This is a genomic window from Pedobacter sp. (assembly GCF_031119335.1).
Classification (GTDB): domain Bacteria; phylum Bacteroidota; class Bacteroidia; order Sphingobacteriales; family Sphingobacteriaceae; genus Pedobacter.
On record NZ_JAVHXT010000004.1, the window covers coordinates 46,774 to 70,585 of the forward strand.

Here is a 23,812-nt window from a genome sequence, read left to right on the forward strand (position 1 = left end):
AAAGATGGTGATAAAAACTACTTCCAAGTTGACGTGAAGAAAGAAGAAGAAACAGCTTCATTGAAATTCGACGCTGAAGGTAAACCAGTAGAATAATGAGATCATTCTAAAAACTACATAATTTGAAAGAGCCAGCTTTAATGCTGGCTTTTTTTTTGTACTGATTTACTCGTTATGGAGAAGGAGGACGACCACAAGCAACAGTAGAAAGATATGCAACAGAGTTCCTAAGAAAACTTATCAAATTCATAGTAAACACCTTCTAGATCATCAATCTGTTGATTGTCGACATAAGAAACAAGTTGTAGAGAAAGTCCTCAAAACTAATTTTAACACAAAAACTACAATAAACTGATTTTCAAGAAATTAAAGTTTTGACACAACATCAAATCCTTGTTGGCATCATTATGTAGTATTAATTAGTATAATTCACAAAATGTATTAAACTTAAAAATAGATATTATGAAAAAGTTATTTGTAGCAGCTATCGTAGCATTCGCAGGTTTTACAGCAACTCAAGCTCAGGCTTCAATCAATAAAGTAGAAATTGTTTCGGTTCAAGACAGCGTAGTGAAAACTCCTATCGAAATATCAGCTTTACCAGATGCAATTAAAACAGTATTGGCAACAGATCCATATAAAGATTGGACACCAACAGCAGCATTCAGCGTGAAAGATGGCGATAAAAACTACTTCCAAGTTGATGTGAAAAAAGAAGAAGAAACTGCCTCATTGAAATTTGACGCAGAAGGTAAACCAGTAGAATAGTTAGATCTATATTACATTCTTAAAAACTAAAAGCCGGAAAAGTCAGTTATATAATACTGGCTTTTCCTATTTTTGTATATATGGCATCTGTTTTAATTATTGAAGACGACAGCACTTTCGCTCAGATTATTGAAGGATTTTTAATTAAGAACAATTTCGAAGTAACTACCGTAAGTAATGTTGCCAAAGCTCTCAAATTAATTGCGAACGAAGATTTCCAACTTCTACTAATCGATTACCGCTTACCAGACGGTACAGGTATAGATGTACTTAATCACAGAAGAGAAACTGGCCTATCAGTACCCGCAATTATCATGACATCATTTAACGATGTTCGTACAGCTGTAAAGGCCATACATTTGGGTGCATCGGATTATATCACCAAGCCTATTAATCCCGATGAACTTTTAATGGTAATTAGCAACGCACTTAAGAAAAAGGAAACTCAAAAAAACACCGAAAACAATTTCATTCGAGGGAAAAGTGACGTTGCCAATAGGTTATATCAACATATAGACTTAGTTGCCGAAACTGATATGTCTGTAGTGATACAAGGCGAAAGTGGTACCGGAAAAGAATTTGCCGCAAGAACCTTACACCAACAAAGCAAACGCAAAAACAAACCATTCATTGCTATAGATTGCGGTGCACTTTCTAAAGATTTAGCCGCAAGCGAACTGTTTGGTCATGTTAAAGGAGCTTTCACTGGGGCTGTTACCGATAAAAAAGGTTCGTTCGAAGCCGCAAATGGAGGTACTATTTTCTTAGATGAAATTGGAAACCTGAGCTACGAAGTGCAAGTTAAACTGCTTAGAGCTTTGCAGGAGCGAGTTATTCAACCTTTGGGCAGCAACAAACAAATTCCAGTTGATGTGCGTATCATTACCGCCACCAACGATGATTTGGCCAACAGCATGAAAAATGGCGAGTTCCGCGAAGACCTTTACCATCGTATCAACGAATTCAAAATTCAGTTACCACCGCTAAGAGAAAGAGGTTCAGATTTGGAGCTTTTCATCGAACTCTTCATCAAGATATCTAACGAAGAACTAAACAGAAACGTAAAGGAACTGGATAAAGAAACTCGAAGTCTGCTACTTAAATACGATTGGCCAGGCAACCTCCGTGAGCTACGAAACGTAATTAAGCGCATGGTTTTGCTTACCGCTGGCAGTGTTGCCACCGCCGATAGCTTGCCAGATGAAATGAAGATTGCTGTTGCAAATGAAGTTCCGCTAGACAATCCATCTGATTTGAAAGCGGTGAACGAAAGCAACGAAAAAGCACTCATTGCCGAAACTTTAACCAAAGTGAAGTACAACAAATCTAAAGCAGCAAAACTGTTAAATATCGACAGGAAAACACTGTACGCCAAAATGGAGCGCTACGGAATTGATTAGCTTGCGTACGGGCTAAACATTTTCCGCCCATTTTTTCTGAAAAGCATAACCTCTACCACTATCAACAACAAGTCCTTCTTTCCGCTGTAGTCCCTTCTTTCGCTGCGCTCAATTGGGAGCTGCCGCTACAATAAGGTTTATTTAACAATGGCTTATACTACTATTTGCATCTTTTAGAATACGTATTTTCGGGTATCCAAAATTGTAAGCTAAGCAATATATTTACAGCCAGTTAATTAGCCAAAGATGGAAAAACCTGCTATTAAACAAACTATTGTATTTCTAATCCTTTTAGCAACATCATTAATTGCAAATTCACAACCGAAAACAACCCTAGCTAAACCAGCTGCAAATGAGCGAGTAGAAGTACTTAAAAAAGTAATAGCCGTTGCTGTCAACCCCAAAAACAATGGATTACAATTGGTAGATACTATGTCTGTTGTTTCCAAAACGCATGGTATGTTGCTCAGTTCCATACCTTTTCCAGAAGCGACAAACGGTACTGGCATTTTATCTCGCTATGTATCGTACAACAACAATATGGCTAAAATAAATTACAGCTGGATAGCATATATGAGAAAAATAAATACTGCTGACAGCCTGTCTTTTAATAAACAAATTGGACAATTGCAAGAAACTGTTGCTCTAGCATTACCTACTAATGTTAGGGACACTTTCTACACCAGAACCGATTATGGTGAGAAAAAAATGATTTGGCAATGGAAACCACATCAAAACTATATTATAATTATAAAAGCTGCATCAAACATAAAATACAATTCGCCTTACGAAATTAGTTTAGAAGTGATTGTCGATAAAACCGTAGCTCAAAACCAAAAAATAATGTTGGATACTTTAATGAATAAGTATACCACACTCGCTAGAAATGCAACTACTCGACAAGCTGCGGCTGCTTATGGGCTTACCCTATTCAAACTATTAAAATCAGAACAACTTTCTGATAAAGAAATTTTAGATAAAATGAGGCCTATAGTAATGCAAGCAGCCACAAAAGATATGGGTGCTGCCTTTGATATTATCATTAACAGTCAGGGGTATTTGCTGAAAGACCTACAAAAAGAGCTAACACCCGAACAATTAAATGCTTTTCGTTCGGAGGCAAAAAAAGTAGTCGACGATTTCGAAGTTAAGCAAAACGGAAAAAATATAAAAGTAACACAAGCTACCGCACCGCCAAAACCGCAAAAGCAAATTTATAATTTATACTACACCAACGACCCAAATCCGGGACCAAACTCAAAGTATGTGTACATTAATTATCAAGATGTAGATGGACAGTATAGTATCAGAGACATTGCATTTATTCCAAAAAAAGGAAAAGATAAATGGCGAGTGATGGCCATAGGGCCTGACAAAGTGGTAAGCAGTTTACATTTTACTTCGCTAGGCGGTTACTGGAAAGCCGTAAATATTAGAGATTGTTTTATTTGCTATGGCACCGGAACAGAAACAAGACAAACACCATACACCTACTATTACGAAGAGAAAGGCATTTACAACAAATATACCTACAGCGGTAGTGGCTATAATACCACTTCTAAATTTTGTACTTCTTGTAATGGAGGAGGTTACAAAATTAGCCTAATGTAATAACCTTAAATAATCTCGAAATGCTTCAGAGCATTCCAAATGCCATCACTGTCTACATCATCAGTAACGTAATTTGCTATTGCTTTTACTTCCGGATTGGCGTTGCCCATGGCTACTCCTATTTGCACGTGCTTCAGCATTTCAATATCATTACCGCCATCGCCAAAAGCCATGGTTTCGGTTAAATCAATGCCAAAATATTTACAGAAAACATCAATCCCTACTTTTTTACTTTGGTTTTTTGCGTTAACGTCCGCAAATAAAGGTGTCCATCTAGAGGCGGTAGAATTTGGCATTACCGCAGCCATAAAAGCACTTTCCTGTTCTGGTCCTAAGAAAATATTTGTCTGCAAAACAGAAGTAACATCAACCTTATCAAAATCGATAATTGGCGGCACCGGAAGGTTAACATGCGCATACATTCCAGCAATTTCTGGAGTTACATCATAGATACCAATTTCCTTCTCAGACATGAAAGAAAAACTCAGTGAATTTTCCTTCGCATAAGCTAAAATTCTACGAATATCATCAGCATCAATGCACTGTTTAAAAAGCAGTTCTTCATCTTTCGTTACACAATAACCCCCATTAAAAGTAATGTATCCATCGAAATTTAAATATTTCACATGATCAATACTGTTAATTGAACGACCAGTAGATAAAATAATCTTTATGCCTTTAGCCTGTAATTCGGAAATTGCTTTTTCTGTAGTATCAGCTACTTTATGCGTTTTGAAACTTAATAATGTACCGTCTATATCGAAAAAAATAGCTTTTACGGATGGATTTTGCATGAAACAAAGTTAAGAAACATTCCCCGCTGATCTTCGCAGATTTAGGCCCGCAGATGTAACTTTTCAGTCATTTGTGTCTGCGAAAAAATCTGTGTTAATCTGCGGGAGAAATAATTAGTGAGAAATTGTGCCGATGCGAAATTCTATAGTCCTTAATAACGATTGCAACTGCTCCAGCAAATCAGTTATGCTAGTTTGAATAGCTTCATCCAACATTTCTACATCGGCAATCTCTTGCTCCAATTGCCTAAATGCAGCACCTAAATCTTTGGCTCCAATTTGCGCAACCCTTCCAGCTAGGCGATGAACAACCAACCTTGCCTGCGGCTGATTTCCATCTACCAAACTTTGTTGCAACAGCATTTTATCTTCTTCGCAATCTCGTTTAAAGCTGGCCAAAATCTTTCCCATCATTTCTTGGTCGCCCATTGTCATTTTTTGCAAAGAAGTATCATCAAAACTTATTTCTTCTATAGCAGGCGGAATTGCAAACAAGCTCAACAAATCCTCCGCTTTAAAAGGTTTAATGATCACGCCTTCAAACCCCTGATCTAAAACCGCCTGCTGTTCATCTGGCAAAACCTGCGCAGTAATAGCGTAATACTTCACATTGGCAGGCAACTTCGCTTTTAGCTTTTGGTGCAGTTCAATGCCAGTAATCCCTTCTAAACGCATATCTACCAAAACGTAGGCTAAATTATCGTCTAAAGGTTCGTTCAAAATTGCCTCGGCGGTGCTGAAAGTTTTATACGGAATTTTGTGGGCAGAAAAAATCAAATCGCACAGTTCTAAGATCAGTTTATCATCATCAATTACCCAAACGGTCTTCGTTCTATCCACAGCTTTCGTTTTCGCCAAACCAATTGTTTCTAATGGAGCAGCCACTTGCTGATATGGCAAATAAACCACAAACGAAGTGCCCTTACCCGGCTTACTTTTAGCAGTAATTCGGCCCTGCTGTGCATCAACCAATGTTTTTACAATAGCCAAACCCAAACCAGTACCATTTTGGTTAATTACCTGATGGTCTTGGTTGGCCACCTGCTCAAACTCCTTAAAAATATTTTCCTGATCTTTCTCCGAAAAACCAATGCCAGTATCTTCTACAGTAAAATAGCAGTGTACTAAACCCTCCGCTTCCTTACAATCTGCCGAAAGCTTCACATAACCTTTCATGGTAAACTTAATGGCATTGCCCAACAAATTGTAGAGTATTTGCTTTAATCTAAAGGCATCACCATTTACCCAATGTGGTTCGGTTAAATCAAAATTAGCCAACAGACTGATGCCTTTCTTTTCCGCTAAAGGGCGTACCGCATCCAACACCTCGTCCAATAATTTTTGAAGATCAAAATTCTCCTGTTTAAAGCTAAACTCACCCGAAGTAATCCGATTATAATCTAATACTTCATTTACAATCTGCAACAAATGCACCGAAGAACGATGTATCGCATCTACATGCTTTTTATCGGGTTGGTCTTGGCGTGCAATAAATTCTGCATAACCCAAAATAGCTTGCAAAGGTGTTCTAATTTCGTGGCTCATATTAGAAAGGAAGCGCTGTTTAGCCCTGCCGTGATACTCTGCCTCCTCTTTAGCTTTTTCTAGCGCCACCCTATATCTATTGTTCTTTGTAATATCGATAAGAATTAATGAACCCAAAATCAGGGTAATCACAAAAAACACAATAATGATGATCTTGATTTGCTGAACCCCCTCGCTAACCACTGCTCTTGCCTGTTCTCCTGTAGAGTCTATTTGTGTTAAAGCTTCCGATTCTACTTCACGAAGTACATTAAGCATTTGTTTGGTGAGCGCACTACTAGAACTGGCCAATTCAGCTTCCTTCTTTAAAAAACGATTGCTCTTTTGGCGCTGTTCGGTTTCTATCGTTTTTAACGAAGCTTCTACGTTCCGCATAACGCTATCTTCAACCAGGGGGTTTAGTGTATCTTTCTTCACCTTGTATTCTTCGCTGATAATCTTATAAACCTCTGCCTTCTTTTTCCCGAACAATCTGCTTAAAAAACCACGAGATTTTTGTTCATCTTCTGGCGCAACTGTGGTGGTTGAAGTTGAAGTTTCTGTAGTAAAAACGGCACTATCCGCTTCTCTGGTGCGCTGTGAAAACAAAGTGTTTAACTTTTCTACCTCCTCCGAAAAAGATTGCGTATTCACTAAATTTTCCTTCACTTCCAAATAAAGCAGAAACTGCTTATCTCTATCTTTTAGCAACTGTTTCAGCTTCGAAATTCGCTTTTGCTGTTCTTGGTCGGCATCGTAAAGTGTATTTAAGGTATCTAGTGTTCTGCGTAATTTCTGTGTAGCAGCAAAAAAGCTCACATTATTTTTCGGCTCCCGCTGCAATTGGTCTAAAGAGGCTATTTGATGCGAAAGTTTGTTTACCAGCCTTAACTTATCATTGGGGGTCGATATTTTTTCAACCGTACCCAATATTTCTTCAAAAACAAACTTACTTACACCCCAGGCCATCACCAAAGCCAAACCTGCAAACAAAAATCCGAGCACCACTTTGCCTTTGGTAGCTCTAAAAAAATGTTTCTGAGGTTGCGTTGTCGAAGTCATATCTAAATAATAACCACAAAACACGCACCGAAAGTGTTTTCAAAATCTAAAATTTTTATTACTTAGAAGTTCTTCACCAAACTATATCTTTGTTAAATGAACAGAATCGATCGGCTATTCGGCATCCTCATTTTATTGCAATCTAAAAAGCATGTAAGTGCCGAAACCATTGCCAATCGTTTCGAAATCAGCGTTCGTACCGTTTATCGAGATGTAAAAGCTCTGGCCGAACAGGGTGTGCCTTTAAGCTTCGAACCCAGCAAAGGCTACTTCATTGTTCAGGGTTATTTTCTTCCGCCAGTTTCTTTTAATACCGACGAAGCCAGTGCTTTATTAATGATGGAACGTTTTATAGAAGGCTTTGCTGATAAATCTATCAAACAGCATTACCACAGTGCGCTAGATAAAGTGAAGAACGTACTAAAAAGCAATCAGAAAGAAGTGCTCGAGAACCTGAATGAGAACATCAGGCTTCAGTTGCCAAAACGTATGCACAGCGATGTTGAGTATCTTTCTTTGCTCCAAAATGCCATTGCAGATAAAAATATTGTTCACATCAAATACAAAAATTACAAAGAAGAAATTAGCGAGCGCCGTTTAGAACCCATCGGATTAATTTTTTACGCCTTCTCCTGGCATTTAATCGGCTATTGCCACCTCCGCAACTCCTACCGAGATTTTAAAGTCAACAACATCCTGCAACTCAATTGTTCCTCACTGCCTTTTACACTCGCATCGCACATCAGCATTAACGATTACATGAAACAGCTGCCTGTTGATTATTAGTTGTTTTTGAAAGCGATTGTCATCCATTATCGGCAATTGCAGCCCCGCTTTCCGCTGTAATCTTTTTGTATTCTGTTGCCGTCATTTCGAACGCAGAGAGAAATCTGTTAAATAGAAGTACTTAACTTACAGATTCCTCCTCATACCTCGTCGAAATGACGCACCAAAAAGTATTTCCACTACAATCGGGCTTAATTAACAAAGCAAGCTCCTATCCAACGCCTCTAGCTAAAATCTTTTCATCCTTTGACGTTGTAAAACTCAAATACTCTTAAATGTCTTACATGGTAAAAAATAAAAATTTCACCATCAATTTTCCCACTGCCATAGGGTTGTCACTCCCCCATCCCAACTTTGTTTCAACAAAAAATAAACGTTATGGATATCATCAAATTATTAACACACGAACTAACTGCAGAAGCAGCAACAACCCGTAAATTTTTAGCATTAGTACCATTCGACAAACCAGATTGGGCACCGCACGAAAAAAGCATGAAGATGATGGACCTGGTAACCCACATTGCCGACTTATTTAGCTGGCCAAAGTTAGGCGTAGAAACCGACGAACTCGATTTTGCAACTGCACCTTACAACCCTACAAAAGTTGAAAACAACGACCAGCTAATTGCCATTTTAGACAAAGGTTTAGCCGAAAGCTTAGCTAGCTTAGCAGAAGTTGAAGAAGCTTTTTTAGAAAAGCCTTGGGTTTTGCGCACCGGCGAGCAAATTCATGTAGAAACAACTAAATACGGATTAATTAGAGTTTCTCTAAATCAAATTACTCATCACAGAGCCCAACTTGGTGTTTACTTCCGATTGTTAAACATTCCGGTTCCAGGTTCTTACGGGCCAACTGCCGACGAACAGAATTTCTAAATACTACAAACCACATAGACACATAGTTGAAGTAGAATTTTGAAATAAAAATAGGCGCTACTTCGCTGGAATTACCAAATACTATGTGCCTATGTGTTTCATTTTTTGAAGCCTACAACAAGATATTCAAATTAGAATTGGTTACTTTGCATCTTCGAAGAACCAATTATGGATAGCACCACGCGTTTAAATAAATACATCAGCGAAAGCGGACTTTGCTCAAGACGAGCTGCCGATAAATTCATTGAGTTAGGTCAGGTTTTTATCAACGGCAAACGAGCAAAAGTTGGCGATAAAGTTGCTGTAGGTGATGTAGTAAGCGTAAACGGACAAAAAATTGAAGCTCGTGAAGCTGACAACACCGTAATTTTAGCGTATAACAAACCTGTAGGCGTAACTAGTACTACCGAAGCCTCGGTTAAAGACAACATTGTTGACCATGTAAATTACAGCGATCGTGTTTTTCCTATCGGCAGGCTTGATAAAGATTCGCAAGGCTTAATTTTTCTTACCAATAATGGCGATTTAGTAAACAAAATTCTTCGTGCTGGTAACAATCACGAAAAAGAATATATCGTTACCGTAGATAAGCCCATAACCGACCAATTTATTGAAGGCATGGGGCATGGCGTACCCATATTAGGTGTAATGACCAAAAAATGCAAGGTTAAAAAAGAAAGTTCAAATGTACTTCGAGTTACACTAATACAAGGATTAAACCGACAAATAAGACGAATGTGCGAGCATTTTGGCTACGAGGTTGTTAGATTGGAAAGAGTGCGTATTATGAACATTTCGCTAAAAGGACTTGCCGTTGGCGATTGGCGTGAGTTAGAAGAACAAGAACTAAATTCTATTTACAAACTGCTATCTAACTCCAGTTCAGAAGCAGAAACTCAAAAAAAATCCGCTGTTAAAGCCGCAAAAGAATTTAGCAGGCAGAAAGCAATTAAATTTGGTACTAACGCCGACAAGAGAACTAAAACAGTATCTAAATCTGCCGGAAAATCTCCAAACAAAAACGCTAGAAACAGTTCTGCTAAAGCAAAACCTAAAAATTTTTCAGCAAAAGGGAAAAGAAGATAAGCCATACCCCTTTTTCGATTACTTTTTATTGAAGTAGTGTTGCATTAATCCCCCAATTTCATTATATTAGCGAGGAACACACTATTTATAATCTATGGACGCACTAAACAATCTCGAACCCTTACTTAGGGTATTTTGGTATCTAGCTATACCCATCAGCTTTATCTTCATCATTCAAACTGTAATGACCTTTATTGGTGCCGATTCTGGCGACGGTATTGATGCAGATTTTGATGGCGACTTGGACGGCGGCAACGCTCCTTTTCAACTTTTCTCTTTCAGGAACTTGATTAATTTCTTACTCGGTTTTAGCTGGACAGGCATTTCCTTCTATGGTTTAATTACCAACAGGCCTATCTTAATCATCTTATCTGTAGTAGTTGGCGTGGCTTTCATCCTCATTTTCTTCGCCATCATTAAACAGATACAAAAACTAGCGGAAGACAATTCTTTTAAAATCACCTCACTTTTGCACAGAAGTGGTTCTGTTTACCTCCGCATTCCCGAAAAAAGAACTGGAATGGGAAAGATACAAGTGAGTGTAAACGGATCTTACAAAGAAGTAGATGCCATTACCAACGATGAACAAATTGCCAGTGGTGCAGCCGTAAAAATCGTGAAAATAGAAAGTAACAACTTAGTACTCGTAGAAAAAATATAACATGGAAAACCTCTTACAATCGCCTATTACCTTAATTTTAATTGCTGTTATCGTTGTATTTGTAACGCTCTCAGCCTTATTAGCACGTTACAAACGCTGTCCTTCTGATAAAATCTTAGTGATCTATGGAAAAACAGGTGGCACATCCGCAAAATGTATTCACGGTGGTGGCGCTTTTATTTGGCCGGTAATTCAAGATTTTGCTTACTTAGATTTAAAACCAATTTCTATCGAAGCAAATTTAGTTAATGCATTAAGTAGACAAAATATTCGTGTAGATGTTCCTTGTCGTTTCACCATCGCTATTTCTACCGAAGCAGATAGTATGAACAACGCTGCTGAACGCTTGTTAGGTTTAGCTCCTGCTGATATTCAAGAATTATCGAAAGATATCTTATTTGGTCAGTTGCGTTTGGTAATCGCTACCATGACTATCGAAGAAATCAACTCTGACCGTGATAAATTTCTAGATAATATCTCTAAAAACGTTGATACCGAATTAAAGAAAATCGGTTTGAAATTGATCAACGTAAACGTAACCGATATTAAAGATGAGTCTGGTTACATTGAGGCTTTAGGTAAAGAAGCGGCGGCAAAAGCCATCAACGAAGCGATCATCAGCGTTGCGGAACAAACCAAAATTGGTGAAACAGGTAAAGCTATTGCCGATAGAGAAAAAGACGTTCAAATTGCCGAAACCCAACGTGAGCGTGATGTTAAAATCGCCATTACTCAAAAAGATAGAGAAATTAGTATCGCTTCTGCGTTTAAAGATGAAGCTATTGGTAAAGCTGAAGCAGAAAGAGATACACGTATCAAAACTTCAGAAGCCAATGCGATTGCCGTAAAAGGAGAAAACGAAGCGAAGATTGAGATTGCCAGTTCAGATGCCTTGCGTCGTGAAAAAGAAGCTGAAGCTTTGAAAATTGCAGTAGCCGCAGAGAAAGTACAACAAGCTAAGGCTTTAGAAGCATCGTACTTAGCAGAGCAAAAAGCAGAGGAGGCACGTTCTGAGAGAGAAAGAGCAACTCAAATCGCAAATATTGTTGTTCCTGCAGAAATTGCCAAGCAGAAAGCGATCATTCAAGCACAAGCCGACGCCGAAACCATTAGAGAAAACGCAAAAGGTGAAGCTGATGCGATTTATGCGAAAATGGAAGCAGAGGCGAAAGGTTTATTCGAAATCTTGACCAAGCAGGCAGAAGGTTACCGCGATGTGGTTGCCGCAGCCGGTGGCGACCCAACCAAAGCTTTCCAATTATTGTTAATTGAGAAATTACCTGAATTAGTTAAAACGCAAGTTGAAGCCGTTAAAAATATCAAGATTGATAAAATTACTGTATGGGATTCTGGTGCTGGAACAGGAGAAAATGGAGCTGGTTCTACAGCAAATTTCGTATCGGGAATGATGAAGACCGTTCCGCCTTTGAACGATCTATTTAACATGGCCGGATTAAACTTGCCTACTTACCTAAAAGGAGAGGATACCGAAATAACGCCTACTATTCAGGCCAATGACACCAATCCAAAGGCTTAAAACAAGGATGTTTTCATAGTTTAAGTTTAATAAATAGAGGCTTCGGAATTAGGTTTTCGAAGCCTCATTCTTTTTATTAACTTTGTACATTCAAATTTGTTAGTATAAATAAATTGAAGATGGAAACTTTAGTAATGCACCCTGCCAATAAAGAGCAATTAGCAGCCCTAAAAGCAATTGCTAAGGCCTTGAAAATTCCTTTTGAGAAGAAAGAAGACAAGGAGCAATATGACCCTGCTTTTGTGAAAATGGTTAAAGATGCCGACAACAGAGGAAATTTTAAAACCGTAGACCCCACTGATATATGGGAAAGTTTAGGGTTGAAATAGAGGAATTAGCGGATGAGCATTTCCGAAAGCACTTCAAGTCTGGCGATAAAGCTTCAATTAAGAAAATCAAACAAATTGTTGCCGAACTAGCAGAACATCCTTTCACGGGAACTGGCAAACCGGAACTTTTACGCAACGAACTTTCTGGATTTTGGTCTCGAAGAATAAACAAGAAGGATAGGCTAATCTATAGAGTTGAGGAAGACATTGTATTCGTCTACATCATATCCGCCATGGGTCACTACAACGATAAATAAATAATGCAAAGCACAAAAAAGATAGATATCAGGTCGTTAAGTCCAGAACAGTTAGCCCAACATTTTAAGGATATGGGCGAACCTGCCTTTAGGGCCAAGCAAGTCTATCAATGGCTTTGGGAAAAATCTGCCCGTAATTTCGATGAGATGAGCAATCTCTCGAAAGATTTGCGCAAGAAACTGAACGAAGGCTATACCATCAACACCGTTGAAATTAGCAACGCACAATTCAGTAACGACCATACCATTAAAAATGCTTTTAGGTTGCACGATGGCAATATTGTAGAGGGCGTTCTAATCCCAACCGACGAAAGAATGACTGCCTGCGTAAGTTCGCAAGTGGGCTGTAGTTTAACCTGCAAATTTTGTGCAACAGGTTATATGGATCGTGTTCGTAATTTAAATGCAGATGAGATTTACGACCAAGTGGTTTTGATCGATCAACAGGCAAAGAAAAATTACAACATTCCTTTAACCAATATTGTGTACATGGGCATGGGCGAACCTTTGCTGAATTACGCCAATGTGCTGAAATCTATCGATCGCATTACCGCCCCAGACGGTTTAAACATGTCTTACAAACGTATTACAGTTTCTACTGCTGGTATTGCAAAAATGATTAAAAAGCTGGGCGATGATGGCGTAAAATTCAATTTGGCACTTTCACTACACGCCGCTAACGACCAAAAACGCCATGAGATTATGCCCATTACAGAACATAATTCTTTAAAGGCATTGGCCGAAGCCTTAAAATACTATTTCCAGAAGACGAAAAACCCGGTCACTTACGAGTACATCGTTTTCAATAACTTTAATGATGAAATACAGGATGCAATGGAATTGGCCAAATTCTGTAAGCACGTGCCTTGTAAGGTAAACCTCATCGAATACAACCCTATCCAATTTGCAGATTTTATTAATGCCGAAGGCGATAAAATTGACGCTTTTGCCAATTATCTAAAAAAACAGGGCATCACTACCAACATTAGGCGTAGCAGAGGTAAAGATATCGATGCTGCTTGTGGGCAGTTGGCAGTGAAGGAAAAAGCTTAATTATTTTACGAGTTGTGTTTCAGTTTTTATACATTGGAGCTATCATTGTCCATAGCTTTTTTCCCTGTTCAGTTCCTTTTAATTCGTTGCTCAATTTATCAAAATAAATTTTCAATGTGAGCTCGCCCTTAAAATAAGGTGCGGTCTTCGCCAAGCCTATCAAAATCCGTAATAAAGTTAATGATACTGGAGAATTTGGATATTTATCGAAAAAATCCAAATAGGATTTATTTCGTAAACATAGAAACATTTCATCCAATTCTAGATTGTATTGCCCGCCTTTAACTATAGCCTCCTTCGCTACTTTTCCAGCGACAATATATAAATTTTCAATCGCTATGGTACGAGAGTCTTCAAGACCATTCTTTATCATTTGATAAGCTTGCTCATTAGACAAAGAGTCTGACCAGAAAAAGATAGCGCCAAGTTCATAGCCTTCCTTCTTTGGCAACGTTATCTTAAAATCCTTATTGATAATTTTGGCGGAAAAGATTTCTTTACCAAACCCCACATAAGCATAAGTAGATTTTCTATCAACGATTTCGCCTGTAATAGATATTACCTCAGTCTGCGCATACAGACCGAGGTTTATAAAAACCAAAATAAAAACGGATGCTATAATTTTCATCGTTTACTAATTTAATTTTAACTGTAATGCCCAGGCAAAGTATAAGGCTGAATCATTTCTTCATATGCCTTGATGCAACCCTCCGACCCAGTGTCATACATTATTTGCTTAACTATATCATTTTCCTCAGCTTCTATATCTCTAGCAAGCTGTTCAGCACACATCTTAAGGGCAGTTTCTGGACTTATAACTCCCCCCATAACTTTTTTCATTTCTTCTCTGCTAAGTGGTTTCGCTCCCCCAAAATCAATCTTATTTAAATCTAAATTTTTCATAATTGTACTTTTGACAGTAAGTTTTATAGGCCCTCCACGCTGGCCTATTTACGGCGATGCCAATAAACGTCGGCATTCGTTTATTAAGGCAGTTTCGCTTGCAATCGTGCTGCCTTATTTATTTTAAAAGCTTTTCATAAAGCTAAACAACTCATCTCCTCAGCCAAAATTTTCCGTGAATAAAATTATTCACGGAATTACCTGCGTTACTTTTATCTTTAACAATTACCTACCAATGAATATGTTTAAAGCAAAATTAGTCCTTGATAAAATTAAGGCAAAACTTTATCACGAGAAGAATTGAAAACCGTTTTTGGCGGTTGCGAAGAATACATTCGCCGCTACCGAGATGAAAAATGCCTAAGCCAAGGATACATGGCTACCAAATTGGGTATTAGTCAAAGTACCTATCAGAAAATAGAAACGGGAAAAGTTAATGTAACTAAAGAAAGATTGCTGGAAATAGCCAATATTTTAGGAAAAGAAATAGAAGATTTTCTGCCCGATAGCAGAAAAAACACCTTAGACAAAAGCGACATAGAAGCTTTAAAAGAAATTATTACTTTGCAAGCCCAAGAAATAAAAGAGCTTAAACTTTTGTTAAGTCAAAAAGGTTGGTCTTCAACTACCTGTTCCGATTTATCGGAAAGCTTAGACTGATACATCAGTAAAACATAATCTTTCCCAATCAACTAAAATTCATTAACTTGTGTAATGTTTGCCTTGAAACGTTATACCGAAGATCTCATTAATCTGCTTTTCCCAGAACTATGCAATGGCTGCGGAAAACTACTTTATCATGGAGAAAAGGATATTTGCACGAAGTGCCTTTTCGATTTGCCTTATACCGACTTCCATTTGTACCAAGACAATCCAGTAGCTAAACAACTGTGGGGTAGACTAAATGTAAATGCCGCCATGGCCATGCTGTATTTTAAAAAAGCTACCAAAGTACAAAACCTGATACACGGGTTAAAGTACGATGGCAAAACTGAAATTGGTATCACCTTGGGTAAATTGCTAGCGAAAAAGGTAATCGAAAGCGAATTTTACGCAGATATTGACCTTATTATCCCTGTTCCATTACATCAAAAGAAAATGAGAACTAGAGGTTACAATCAAAGTGAGTATATTGCAGCTGGTTTGGCAGAAGAACTAAACATATCAGTAAGTACAAAATATTTACTGCGTGATAAATCTACCGAAAGCCAGACCAAAAAGGCAAGATATACCCGTTACGAAAACATGCAAGATGTTTTTAGCGTTATTAAAGCCGAAGAGCTCGCAGAAAAACACATCCTTTTAGTAGATGATGTAGTTACTACTGGGGCTACATTAGAAGCTTGCGGAAATATCTTGCTAAACAATGGAATTAAAAAATTGAGCATCGCTGCTGTAGCATTTGCAGAATAATGAACCGTCAAAGATTTTAATCTTTGAAAGCTCCATCTGACAAATAAAAAAGTTATAAAAAAACAGATGAAAAATAGAATTCTACTTTTCTTTCTTACCATCATTACCTTATCTTTTGCAGCCTGCAATAAAGACGAGGATATCACTTTTGACCCCAACGCTAAGCTCAATTTTTCTACTGACAGTGTATTGTTCGATACCGTTTTCACCTCTGTAGGATCGACAGTACGCAGATTTAAAATATTCAATTACAACGAAAAAGCCATTAACTTAGATGAAATAAAAATTGGTGGTGGCGCCAATTCTTCTTTCGTGATGAATGTAAACGGAAGGCAAATTGTTGATGGTAAAAACGTAAAAATTAACGGTAAAGACTCTATCAATATACTAGTTCGAGTTAACATCAATCCAACTCTAGAAAACCAACCTTTTATAGTACAAGACTCTATTTTGATGTTCTTCAACGGCAAAAAGGAAAGAATACCATTACTTGCTTATGGGCAAAATGCGATATTTCTCAAAAATGCATCTATAAAAACAAATACCTCTTGGGATAGCAAACTGCCTTACATTATTTCTAGTTCGGTTACTGTTGAGGAAAATGCAACGTTAAGCATCGCTCCTGGCACAAGGGTGTTGTTCCACAACGGAGCTACCATGCACGTAAAAGGCACTTTAAATGCAGTGGGAACAAGAAAAGATACCATCCTATTTGCTAGCGACAGAACTGAACGCATTTACGAAGAAGAGCCCGGACAATGGAATGGTATTCATATTTATGGTAGCAGCAAAAACTCTATAATTAACTACGCGACCATTAAAAACGGCATTGCAGGTATCACTGTAGATTCGCTGTCTTCTAATAGCAATCCGAAATTGGTATTGGCAAATACAGTGGTTAAAAACATGCAAGTGGTAGGTTTATTGGGCTACCATACTGAATTAGCCGCTTACAATAACTTATTCTATAACTGCGGACAGTATTTGATTTACGGAATTGGTGGGGGTAGCTACGACTTAGCCCAAAACACCTTTGCAGCTTATAACTTTAATTTTGCCCGTAGAACCTCGGCAGTACATCTATCGGATTTTATTAGTGCCACCGAATTTGCACCATTGAAAGCAACTTTAACCAACAACATCATTTGGGGTAGTTTAGAAGATGAATTGACTGTCGAGAAAAAATCAACCGCCGTTTCGGTTATCGATATCAAAAACAATTTATTAAAAACTACGCAAAGCGGATTTAATGGAAACGGGAACCTAACAAATTCCGATCCCTTATTCATAAACCCTAGACAGGGTAATTTTAAGCTTAACGACAGTAGCCCAGCAAAAAACAAGGGTTTAAATTTAATCTCACATCCGTACTTTTCTAGCTATTTATCGAAAGATATATTAGCAAAAGAAAGATTATTTCCTTCTGAATTAGGATGTTACGAGGATAATTAAAAAAATATGAACTTTCTGAAAACTTTTTAACCATGCTTCTCGTTTATTATATCGAGAGCGTTAATTTAGATGGTAAGGGTCGATAGTTCCACTCGGAATATCGGCCCTTTACTTTATCCCAAAAAATCTATCAGCACCTTTTTAATCTCGGTTGGACTAAACGGTTTCAATACGTGGCCGTTCATTCCACTTTCCTTAAATTTGCTTTCTTCATCGTGCAAAGTTGATGCTGTTAGCGCAACAATCGGAAGTTTCTTATAATAATCCTCCTCCATCCCTCTGATAATGGTTGTAGTTTCGAAACCGGTAATGCCCGGCATTTTAATGTCCATAAAAACCAAATCGTATCGATTTCTTGTAATGCACTCAATTGCCTTGTAGCCATCAGAAGCAAAATCAATACTCAGCCCCCACTTCATCAAAATCCGTTTTGCAATAAGAATATTGATTTCATTATCATCTACAATTAAAACTCTTTTACCTTTAAAATCTACGGCTTTAGCTTTTTCTTGCATCGCAGTTTGCGATGATTTTCCAAAACTGATTGTAAAAGAGAATGTTGTTCCGCTACCTTCTACACTGTCTACAGTTACATCAGAATGGTATAACCTTAATAATTTTCTGGTTATAGCTAAACCCAAGCCTGTACCGCCGTACTTTCTAGAAATATCCGTTTTGGCTTGCGTAAAAGTTTCGAAGATATATTCCTTTTTATCAGATGGGATGCCTATTCCATTATCCTTAACCTCAAAATAAATATCGAGGGTATCGGCATTTTCAGCTTTTAGTTTTAAACGTAACTCAACGGTTCCCTGCGTAGTAAACTTAATGGCATTACCCAACAAGTTCATCAGTATTTGATAAAGCCTGGTTTTATCCGCCAGTACCAAATCAGGTATTTCGTTATCAAATATGAGCTTTAGTGAGTTTTTTTGCTTAGCCGCATTTACTTGTAACGAGTTAATGATGTCATTACACAAATGCTGAAGATTGGTTGGCAAAAACTCTAAATGCAGGTTCCCCGTTTCAATCTTGGTAAAGTCAAGTACATCGTTAATAATGTTCAGCAAGTTTTCGCTAGAAAACTTTAAGATATTAAGATCTTCGGTTTGGGATGGCTTCGGGTCGTTTTCGATGAGCAAGTGAGTCATTCCAATTATTGCATTTAAAGGCGTACGAATTTCATGGCTCATTACCGATAAAAACATTTCCTTCGCTTCGCTTAATTGCAATGCTTGCTCTTTCGAATATAGGATGTCTCTTTCTACTTGCTTACGTTCTGTAATGTCTGTAATTAATTCTATGTAACGTTCTACCGTGCCTTTTTCGTTAACGATTGGCGTGTTAGCTACCAATAACCAAATCGGCGTACCATCTTTTTTCTGCGCCAACACTTCTATAGAGAACGACTTCTTGTCTTCAGATGCCTTCCTTGCTTCCAAAATCACACGTCTGTCAGTTTCGTCGGTAGAAAGCACGTCGCCTAACAGCTTACCTGCTATTTCGGCAGCAGAATAACCCGTTAAACGCTCTAAAGCTTCGTTTACCCAAGTAATCTCTCCATCTTGATTACAAATTGTAACACCTGTATTTGTTTTGCTCGCAACGGTAGACAAAACTTCCAGCTCCTGCTCTGCTTTCTTTTTGGCAGTCGTATCAATGATAATTTCAATCTCGGTCTCCACCTCACCATCTTCACTCAAAATAATAGTGCTGTAGATAGAAAGCCAAATTTTCTTTTTATCTTTTCTGTATGCCAAAATATCAACTGTAAAAGATTTCTTTTGGCTAATGAGTTTCCTAGCTTCTTCAATTACAGACCAGTCCGTTTCTGGGCCCCTAATTAAATCGCCCAAAGGCTTACCTTGAATATCTTCCAAAGTAAAGCCCGTAATTTCAGTAAAGGCATCGTTTGCCCAGCTTACCCGATTGTAATCATCGCTAATTACCACACCATTATTTACCTTACTTGCTACCAAGGAAAGTTGATTTAATTCGAAGTCTAAACGCTTTTTCTCTGTAATATCTCTTCCGTAGCTATACCACCTGTCCTCTTTGGCCACCATGATCCAGCTTAGCCATTTGATATGCTTTGCCTTGTCTACAACACGAAAATCCAAAAAGAACTGTTTTTTACCTTCTTTTAACCCTTCTTCAATGTGAGTTATTATTCGATGGATATCTTCACTATGACAAAAGCTCCACATACTTTTACCCAATACTTCTTCAATTTCGTAACCCAGCATTTTCTTTGCAGCTTGGTTGGTAAAAATAATATCGCCGTCTCTAGTTAAAATACAGTGAATTTCTGGAGAAGCCTCAAACACATTGATGAATTCTTCTGAGCGTTTGGTTTGAACTTCCAACTGTAGATTTTTGCGCCTTAAAGAAAGTTGTGTAATAATTTGCAGAGACAACGTTTGTAAAGCTTCAGTTTGCAACGATGTAAGCTCTTTCACGCAATCATCTACTACACATAAACAACCTAAAGCATAACCATCAGCATCTATCAATGGCACACTGGCGTAAAATAAGATATTATCTTGCGAAGAAATTAAGGCATTATCATGAAACTCTTTGGTTAATCTAAGGTCTGGAGCAACGTAAATGTCTTTATACATTGCATATTGACAAATACTGCCTGCTCTATTGAAAATGCGTTGTTGGGTAATTAAACCGTAGGTAGCCTTAAAAACAATGTTTTCTTTATCAATGAAACTGATATAGGCTTTTTTGGTAGAGGCGATTTGAGCCGCTAACTTAACTAGGTTATCTAGCTCGTTGTTAAGTCCTTCTCCAAGAACATCGTAAGAGTAAAGTGCGGCCAAGCGGCGCTCTTCCATCTGATAACTTGGAGAAGGAACATTTAGCATAATATTCGGTAATTAAACCCGAATATAACTATTTATAAAGTGGAAAACGACTTACTAAGGCCTGAACTTTAGTTTTTACCGCTTCAAGTACTTGGTCATCGCCCGAATTCATCAATGCTTCATCAATCAAGTCAACAATTTCTTCCATTTGTTCTGCTTTAAAACCTCTAGAAGTAATTGCAGCAGTACCTACTCTAAATCCCGATGTTACAAACGGAGATTTATCGTCAAATGGTACCATATTTTTGTTAACGGTGATATCGGCTTTGCCTAAAGCTTCTTCAGCAGCCTTACCAGTAATGTTTTTATTTCTTAGGTCGATTAACATCAAATGGTTATCTGTACCACCAGAAATGATACCATAGCCTTTTGCAACAAAAGCTTTAGCCATTTCTTGTGCATTTGCACCAACTTGTTTGATATAATCGCCATATTCGTCAGTTAAAGCTTCGCCAAAAGCAATTGCTTTAGCAGCAATGATATGCTCTAACGGCCCACCTTGCGTACCAGGAAAAACAGCCATGTCCAATAAGTTAGACATCATTCTAGTTTCGCCTTTTGGCGTTTTTAAACCCCATGGATTTTCGAAATCTTTGCCCATCATAATCATCCCACCACGTGGACCTCTTAAAGTTTTGTGGGTAGTTGTAGTTACAATATGGCAATGAGGAAGTGGATTGTCTAACAACCCTTTAGCGATAAAACCAGCTGGGTGAGAAATATCGGCCAATACCAAAGCACCTATTTGATCGGCAACTTTACGGATAAAAGCGTAATCCCACTCTCTAGAATAAGCAGATGCACCGCAAATAATCAATTTTGGTTTTTCGGCTAGTGCAACTTCTTCCAATTTTGCATAATCGATTTTACCATCTTCCTTTTTTACACCATAGAACAAAGGTTGATAAAGTTTTCCAGAGAAATTAACAGGAGAACCGTGAGTTAAGTGACCACCGTGAGACAAATCGAAACCTAAGATTTTATCTCCAGGTTGAATTACCGCCAACATTACCGCAGCATTAGCCTGAGCACCAGAGTGTGGTTGTACGTTTACCCACGCCGCACCGAAAAGTTGCTTAGCTCTATCAATAGCGATGTTCTCTATTTCGTCTACCACTTGGCAACCTCCATAGTAACGTTTTCCCGGTAAACCTTCAGCGTATTTGTTGGTTAAAACCGACCCCGCAGCTTCCATTACTTGCTTGCTAACGAAGTTTTCTGAAGCGATAAGCTCTAATCCGTGTTCTTGTCTGTCTAATTCTTTGTCAATTAAATCGAAAACTAATGTGTCTCTGTTCATTATTTGGAATTGGAAATATGTGTTTGTTTCGGTAAAAATACTCAAAATATTAGGTTATACAATGAACTAATGCGCATAACTAAGTCATTCTCATAAACATTGGCCTACACATTCTAGCTATTTGGAATTTTTATTGATAAAATTATTAAACAAAATACCGTAATTTGTGCTTTTATAACATTGCATGGAAGTAAAAACAGGAGCCTTATTATCTACCATAAATTATCCAGAGGATTTAAAGAAATATAGTGAGCAGGAACTGGAGCAGATTTGCCAAGAGTTACGCCAGTATATCATTGATGTAGTGAGTGTTAACGGCGGGCATTTTGGAGCGAGTTTAGGTGTAGTAGAGCTAACTGTTGCTTTGCATTACGCACTCAATACGCCTTACGATAAACTGATTTGGGACGTAGGTCATCAGGCTTATGGTCATAAAATCTTAACAGGAAGAAAAGATCAATTCCATACCAACAGAATTATTAATGGCATTAGCGGTTTCCCCAAAATTAGTGAAAGCGAATATGATACTTTTGGCGTAGGCCACTCTTCTACTTCTATTTCTGCAGCTTTGGGTATGGCCGTGGCTTCTCATTACAAAGGCGAAAAAGACAGGCAGCACGTAGCCGTAATTGGCGATGGTGCTATGACTGCAGGTTTGGCTTTTGAAGGTTTAAACCATGCAGGTATTGAGAAATCTAACGTTTTGGTAATTTTGAACGACAATTGTATGTCCATTGACCCTAACGTTGGCGCACTAAAAGAATATTTAACAAGCATCACTACTTCAAAATCTTACAATCGTTTTAGGGATGATGTGTTTAATGTGCTGACCAAACTTTCTGAGCTTGGTCCAAACGCACAGAAATACGTAAAGAAAATTCAGAAGAGCATTAAAGGTACTTTACTTAAACAGAGTAACCTTTTCGAAGCTTTAAATTTTAGATATTTTGGTCCGGTTGATGGTCATGATGTGAAACGTTTAGCGGCCATCATCAAAGACTTGAAAGATATTCCTGGTCCAAAACTTTTGCATTGCGTTACGGTTAAAGGTAAAGGTTTCGCATTGGCGGAAAAAGACCAAACCAAATGGCACGCACCAGGTTTGTTCGATAAAATTACTGGTGAGATTAAAAAATCGGTTCCAGACAAACCGCAGCCACCAAAATACCAAGATGTTTTTGGGCATACCATGGTAGAATTGGCAGAAGCGAACAAAAAAATTGTCGGTATCACTCCTGCAATGCCGTCGGGCTGTTCGCTGAATATTATGATGAAAGCAATGCCAGACAGAGCTTTCGACGTAGGTATAGCCGAGCAACATGCGGTTACTTTTTCAGCTGGTTTAGCTACGCAAGGATTGGTGCCGTTCTGTAATATCTACTCTAGCTTTATGCAAAGGGCTTACGACCAGGTTATCCACGATGTCGCTATACAAAACTTGAACGTAGTATTTTGCTTAGATAGAGCTGGTTTAGCTGGCGCCGATGGCGCAACGCACCACGGAGCTTACGACTTGGCTTTTATGCGTTGCATTCCAAATATGACGGTGGCTTCTCCAATGAACGAAGAAGAGTTGCGTAACATGATGTACACCGCACAATTGGAAAACAAAGGGCCGTTCACTATTCGTTACCCGAGAGGAAATGGTATGTTGCCAGACTGGAAACGCCCATTAAATGAGTTACAAGTGGGAAAAGGCCGTAAAATATGTGATGGCGAAGATGTAGCAATCTTAACTATCGGCCATGTTGGTAATTTCGCTGTAGAAGCTTGTAAAGAGTTAAATAGCGATGGGATTAACCCTGCACATTACGATTTACGTTTCGTAAAACCTTTAGATGAGGAACTACTTCACGATGTATTTACTCGTTTCAAAAATGTAATTACTGTAGAAGATGGTTGTTTACAAGGTGGAATGGGGAGTGCAGTGCTAGAATTTATGGCTGATAATGGTTATAAATCTAACGTAACTAGATTGGGTATTCCTGACGAGATTGTAGAACACGGCGAACAACCAGAACTATGGGCACTTTGCGGGTATGACACTGCTGCAATTATCCAAGCGGTAAAAAAAGTTGCGGTAAGCAGAACAACTAAAATAATGGCTTCTTAGTCTTCGACAAGCTC

General features: G+C 38.2%; 21 protein-coding genes. 15 read left to right on the forward strand and 6 right to left on the reverse strand.

Annotation, left to right across the window (positions count from 1 at the left end; all coding sequences use genetic code 11):
* Nucleotides 1-462: 462 nt before the first annotated feature.
* From REI64_RS05755 to REI64_RS05765, 3 genes are all read left to right on the forward strand, one after another.
* On the forward strand, nucleotides 463-768 hold the full coding sequence (locus REI64_RS05755; RefSeq protein WP_308849151.1) for a hypothetical protein: 306 nt from the start codon (nucleotides 463-465) through the stop codon (nucleotides 766-768).
* An 80-nt stretch (nucleotides 769-848) separates the two neighbouring features.
* On the forward strand, nucleotides 849-2,168 hold the full coding sequence (locus REI64_RS05760) for a sigma-54 dependent transcriptional regulator (RefSeq protein ID WP_308849152.1): 1,320 nt from the start codon (nucleotides 849-851) through the stop codon (nucleotides 2,166-2,168).
* Nucleotides 2,169-2,414: 246 nt separating this feature from the next.
* A complete protein-coding gene (locus REI64_RS05765; protein ID WP_308849153.1) occupies nucleotides 2,415-3,779 on the forward strand; it encodes a hypothetical protein in 1,365 nt (454 codons plus the stop codon).
* 5 nt (nucleotides 3,780-3,784) lie between these two features.
* Here the strand turns inward: REI64_RS05765 and REI64_RS05770 are convergent, their stop codons facing one another.
* Together REI64_RS05770 and REI64_RS05775 are read right to left on the reverse strand one after the other, a co-directional pair.
* A complete protein-coding gene (locus REI64_RS05770) occupies nucleotides 3,785-4,573 on the reverse strand; it encodes a Cof-type HAD-IIB family hydrolase (RefSeq protein ID WP_308849154.1) in 789 nt (262 codons plus the stop codon).
* Between the two features lie 114 nt (nucleotides 4,574-4,687).
* Complete coding sequence (locus REI64_RS05775) at nucleotides 4,688-7,159, reverse strand: ATP-binding protein (protein WP_308849155.1); 2,472 nt, start codon at nucleotides 7,157-7,159, stop codon at nucleotides 4,688-4,690.
* Nucleotides 7,160-7,255: 96 nt separating this feature from the next.
* On the opposite strand from REI64_RS05775, the gene REI64_RS05780 reads away from it, so the two are divergent.
* The 8 genes from REI64_RS05780 (at nucleotide 7,256) to rlmN (ending at nucleotide 13,744) form a co-directional block, all read left to right on the forward strand.
* Nucleotides 7,256-7,945, forward strand: coding sequence for a YafY family protein (locus tag REI64_RS05780; RefSeq protein ID WP_308849156.1), 690 nt, complete (start codon nucleotides 7,256-7,258; stop codon nucleotides 7,943-7,945).
* A 378-nt stretch (nucleotides 7,946-8,323) separates the two neighbouring features.
* Entirely contained in the window at nucleotides 8,324-8,821 is a 498-nt protein-coding gene (locus tag REI64_RS05785; protein ID WP_308849157.1) for a DinB family protein, read from the forward strand.
* Nucleotides 8,822-8,989: 168 nt separating this feature from the next.
* Nucleotides 8,990-9,907 (forward strand): 23S rRNA pseudouridine(2604) synthase RluF, encoded by a 918-nt coding sequence (gene rluF, locus REI64_RS05790; RefSeq protein WP_308849158.1) that lies wholly within the window; start codon nucleotides 8,990-8,992, stop codon nucleotides 9,905-9,907.
* 94 nt (nucleotides 9,908-10,001) lie between these two features.
* The gene (locus REI64_RS05795) at nucleotides 10,002-10,568 is read left to right on the forward strand and encodes an NfeD family protein (RefSeq protein WP_308849159.1); all 567 of its coding nucleotides are present in this window, start codon (nucleotides 10,002-10,004) and stop codon (nucleotides 10,566-10,568) included.
* Nucleotide 10,569: 1 nt separating this feature from the next.
* The gene (locus tag REI64_RS05800; RefSeq protein WP_308849160.1) at nucleotides 10,570-12,105 is read left to right on the forward strand and encodes an SPFH domain-containing protein; all 1,536 of its coding nucleotides are present in this window, start codon (nucleotides 10,570-10,572) and stop codon (nucleotides 12,103-12,105) included.
* Between the two features lie 119 nt (nucleotides 12,106-12,224).
* Nucleotides 12,225-12,434 (forward strand): DUF2683 family protein, encoded by a 210-nt coding sequence (locus REI64_RS05805; protein WP_308849161.1) that lies wholly within the window; start codon nucleotides 12,225-12,227, stop codon nucleotides 12,432-12,434.
* Nucleotides 12,410-12,691, forward strand: coding sequence for a Txe/YoeB family addiction module toxin (locus tag REI64_RS05810; protein ID WP_308849162.1), 282 nt, complete (start codon nucleotides 12,410-12,412; stop codon nucleotides 12,689-12,691). Before REI64_RS05805 ends, REI64_RS05810 begins: the two co-directional genes overlap by 25 nt.
* 3 nt (nucleotides 12,692-12,694) lie before the next feature.
* Nucleotides 12,695-13,744 (forward strand): 23S rRNA (adenine(2503)-C(2))-methyltransferase RlmN, encoded by a 1,050-nt coding sequence (gene rlmN, locus REI64_RS05815; RefSeq protein WP_308849163.1) that lies wholly within the window; start codon nucleotides 12,695-12,697, stop codon nucleotides 13,742-13,744.
* 19 nt (nucleotides 13,745-13,763) lie between these two features.
* On the opposite strand, the gene REI64_RS05820 is transcribed toward rlmN, so the two are convergent.
* Nucleotides 13,764-14,372 (reverse strand): hypothetical protein, encoded by a 609-nt coding sequence (locus REI64_RS05820; protein WP_308849164.1) that lies wholly within the window; start codon nucleotides 14,370-14,372, stop codon nucleotides 13,764-13,766.
* Nucleotides 14,373-14,389: 17 nt separating this feature from the next.
* Nucleotides 14,390-14,647 (reverse strand): hypothetical protein, encoded by a 258-nt coding sequence (locus REI64_RS05825; protein ID WP_308849165.1) that lies wholly within the window; start codon nucleotides 14,645-14,647, stop codon nucleotides 14,390-14,392.
* Nucleotides 14,648-14,947: 300 nt separating this feature from the next.
* Here REI64_RS05825 and REI64_RS05830 point away from each other — a divergent pair, with 300 nt between their 5' ends.
* The 3 genes from REI64_RS05830 (at nucleotide 14,948) to REI64_RS05840 (ending at nucleotide 17,512) form a co-directional block, all read left to right on the forward strand.
* Nucleotides 14,948-15,307: a helix-turn-helix transcriptional regulator gene (locus REI64_RS05830; RefSeq protein WP_308849166.1), complete on the forward strand. Its 360-nt coding sequence runs from the start codon at nucleotides 14,948-14,950 to the stop codon at nucleotides 15,305-15,307.
* A gap of 54 nt (nucleotides 15,308-15,361) precedes the next feature.
* Entirely contained in the window at nucleotides 15,362-16,060 is a 699-nt protein-coding gene (locus REI64_RS05835) for a ComF family protein (protein ID WP_308849167.1), read from the forward strand.
* Nucleotides 16,061-16,126: 66 nt separating this feature from the next.
* On the forward strand, nucleotides 16,127-17,512 hold the full coding sequence (locus REI64_RS05840; RefSeq protein ID WP_308849168.1) for a hypothetical protein: 1,386 nt from the start codon (nucleotides 16,127-16,129) through the stop codon (nucleotides 17,510-17,512).
* A 113-nt stretch (nucleotides 17,513-17,625) separates the two neighbouring features.
* Here REI64_RS05840 and REI64_RS05845 read toward each other — a convergent pair whose 3' ends face one another.
* Together REI64_RS05845 and glyA are read right to left on the reverse strand one after the other, a co-directional pair.
* Entirely contained in the window at nucleotides 17,626-20,385 is a 2,760-nt protein-coding gene (locus tag REI64_RS05845; RefSeq protein WP_308849169.1) for a PAS domain-containing protein, read from the reverse strand.
* Between the two features lie 28 nt (nucleotides 20,386-20,413).
* A complete protein-coding gene (glyA, locus tag REI64_RS05850; RefSeq protein ID WP_308849170.1) occupies nucleotides 20,414-21,685 on the reverse strand; it encodes a serine hydroxymethyltransferase in 1,272 nt (423 codons plus the stop codon).
* A gap of 184 nt (nucleotides 21,686-21,869) precedes the next feature.
* Between glyA and dxs the strand changes: the two genes are divergently transcribed.
* Nucleotides 21,870-23,798, forward strand: coding sequence for a 1-deoxy-D-xylulose-5-phosphate synthase (dxs, locus tag REI64_RS05855; protein WP_308849171.1), 1,929 nt, complete (start codon nucleotides 21,870-21,872; stop codon nucleotides 23,796-23,798).
* The last annotated feature ends 14 nt before the right edge of the window (nucleotides 23,799-23,812 follow it).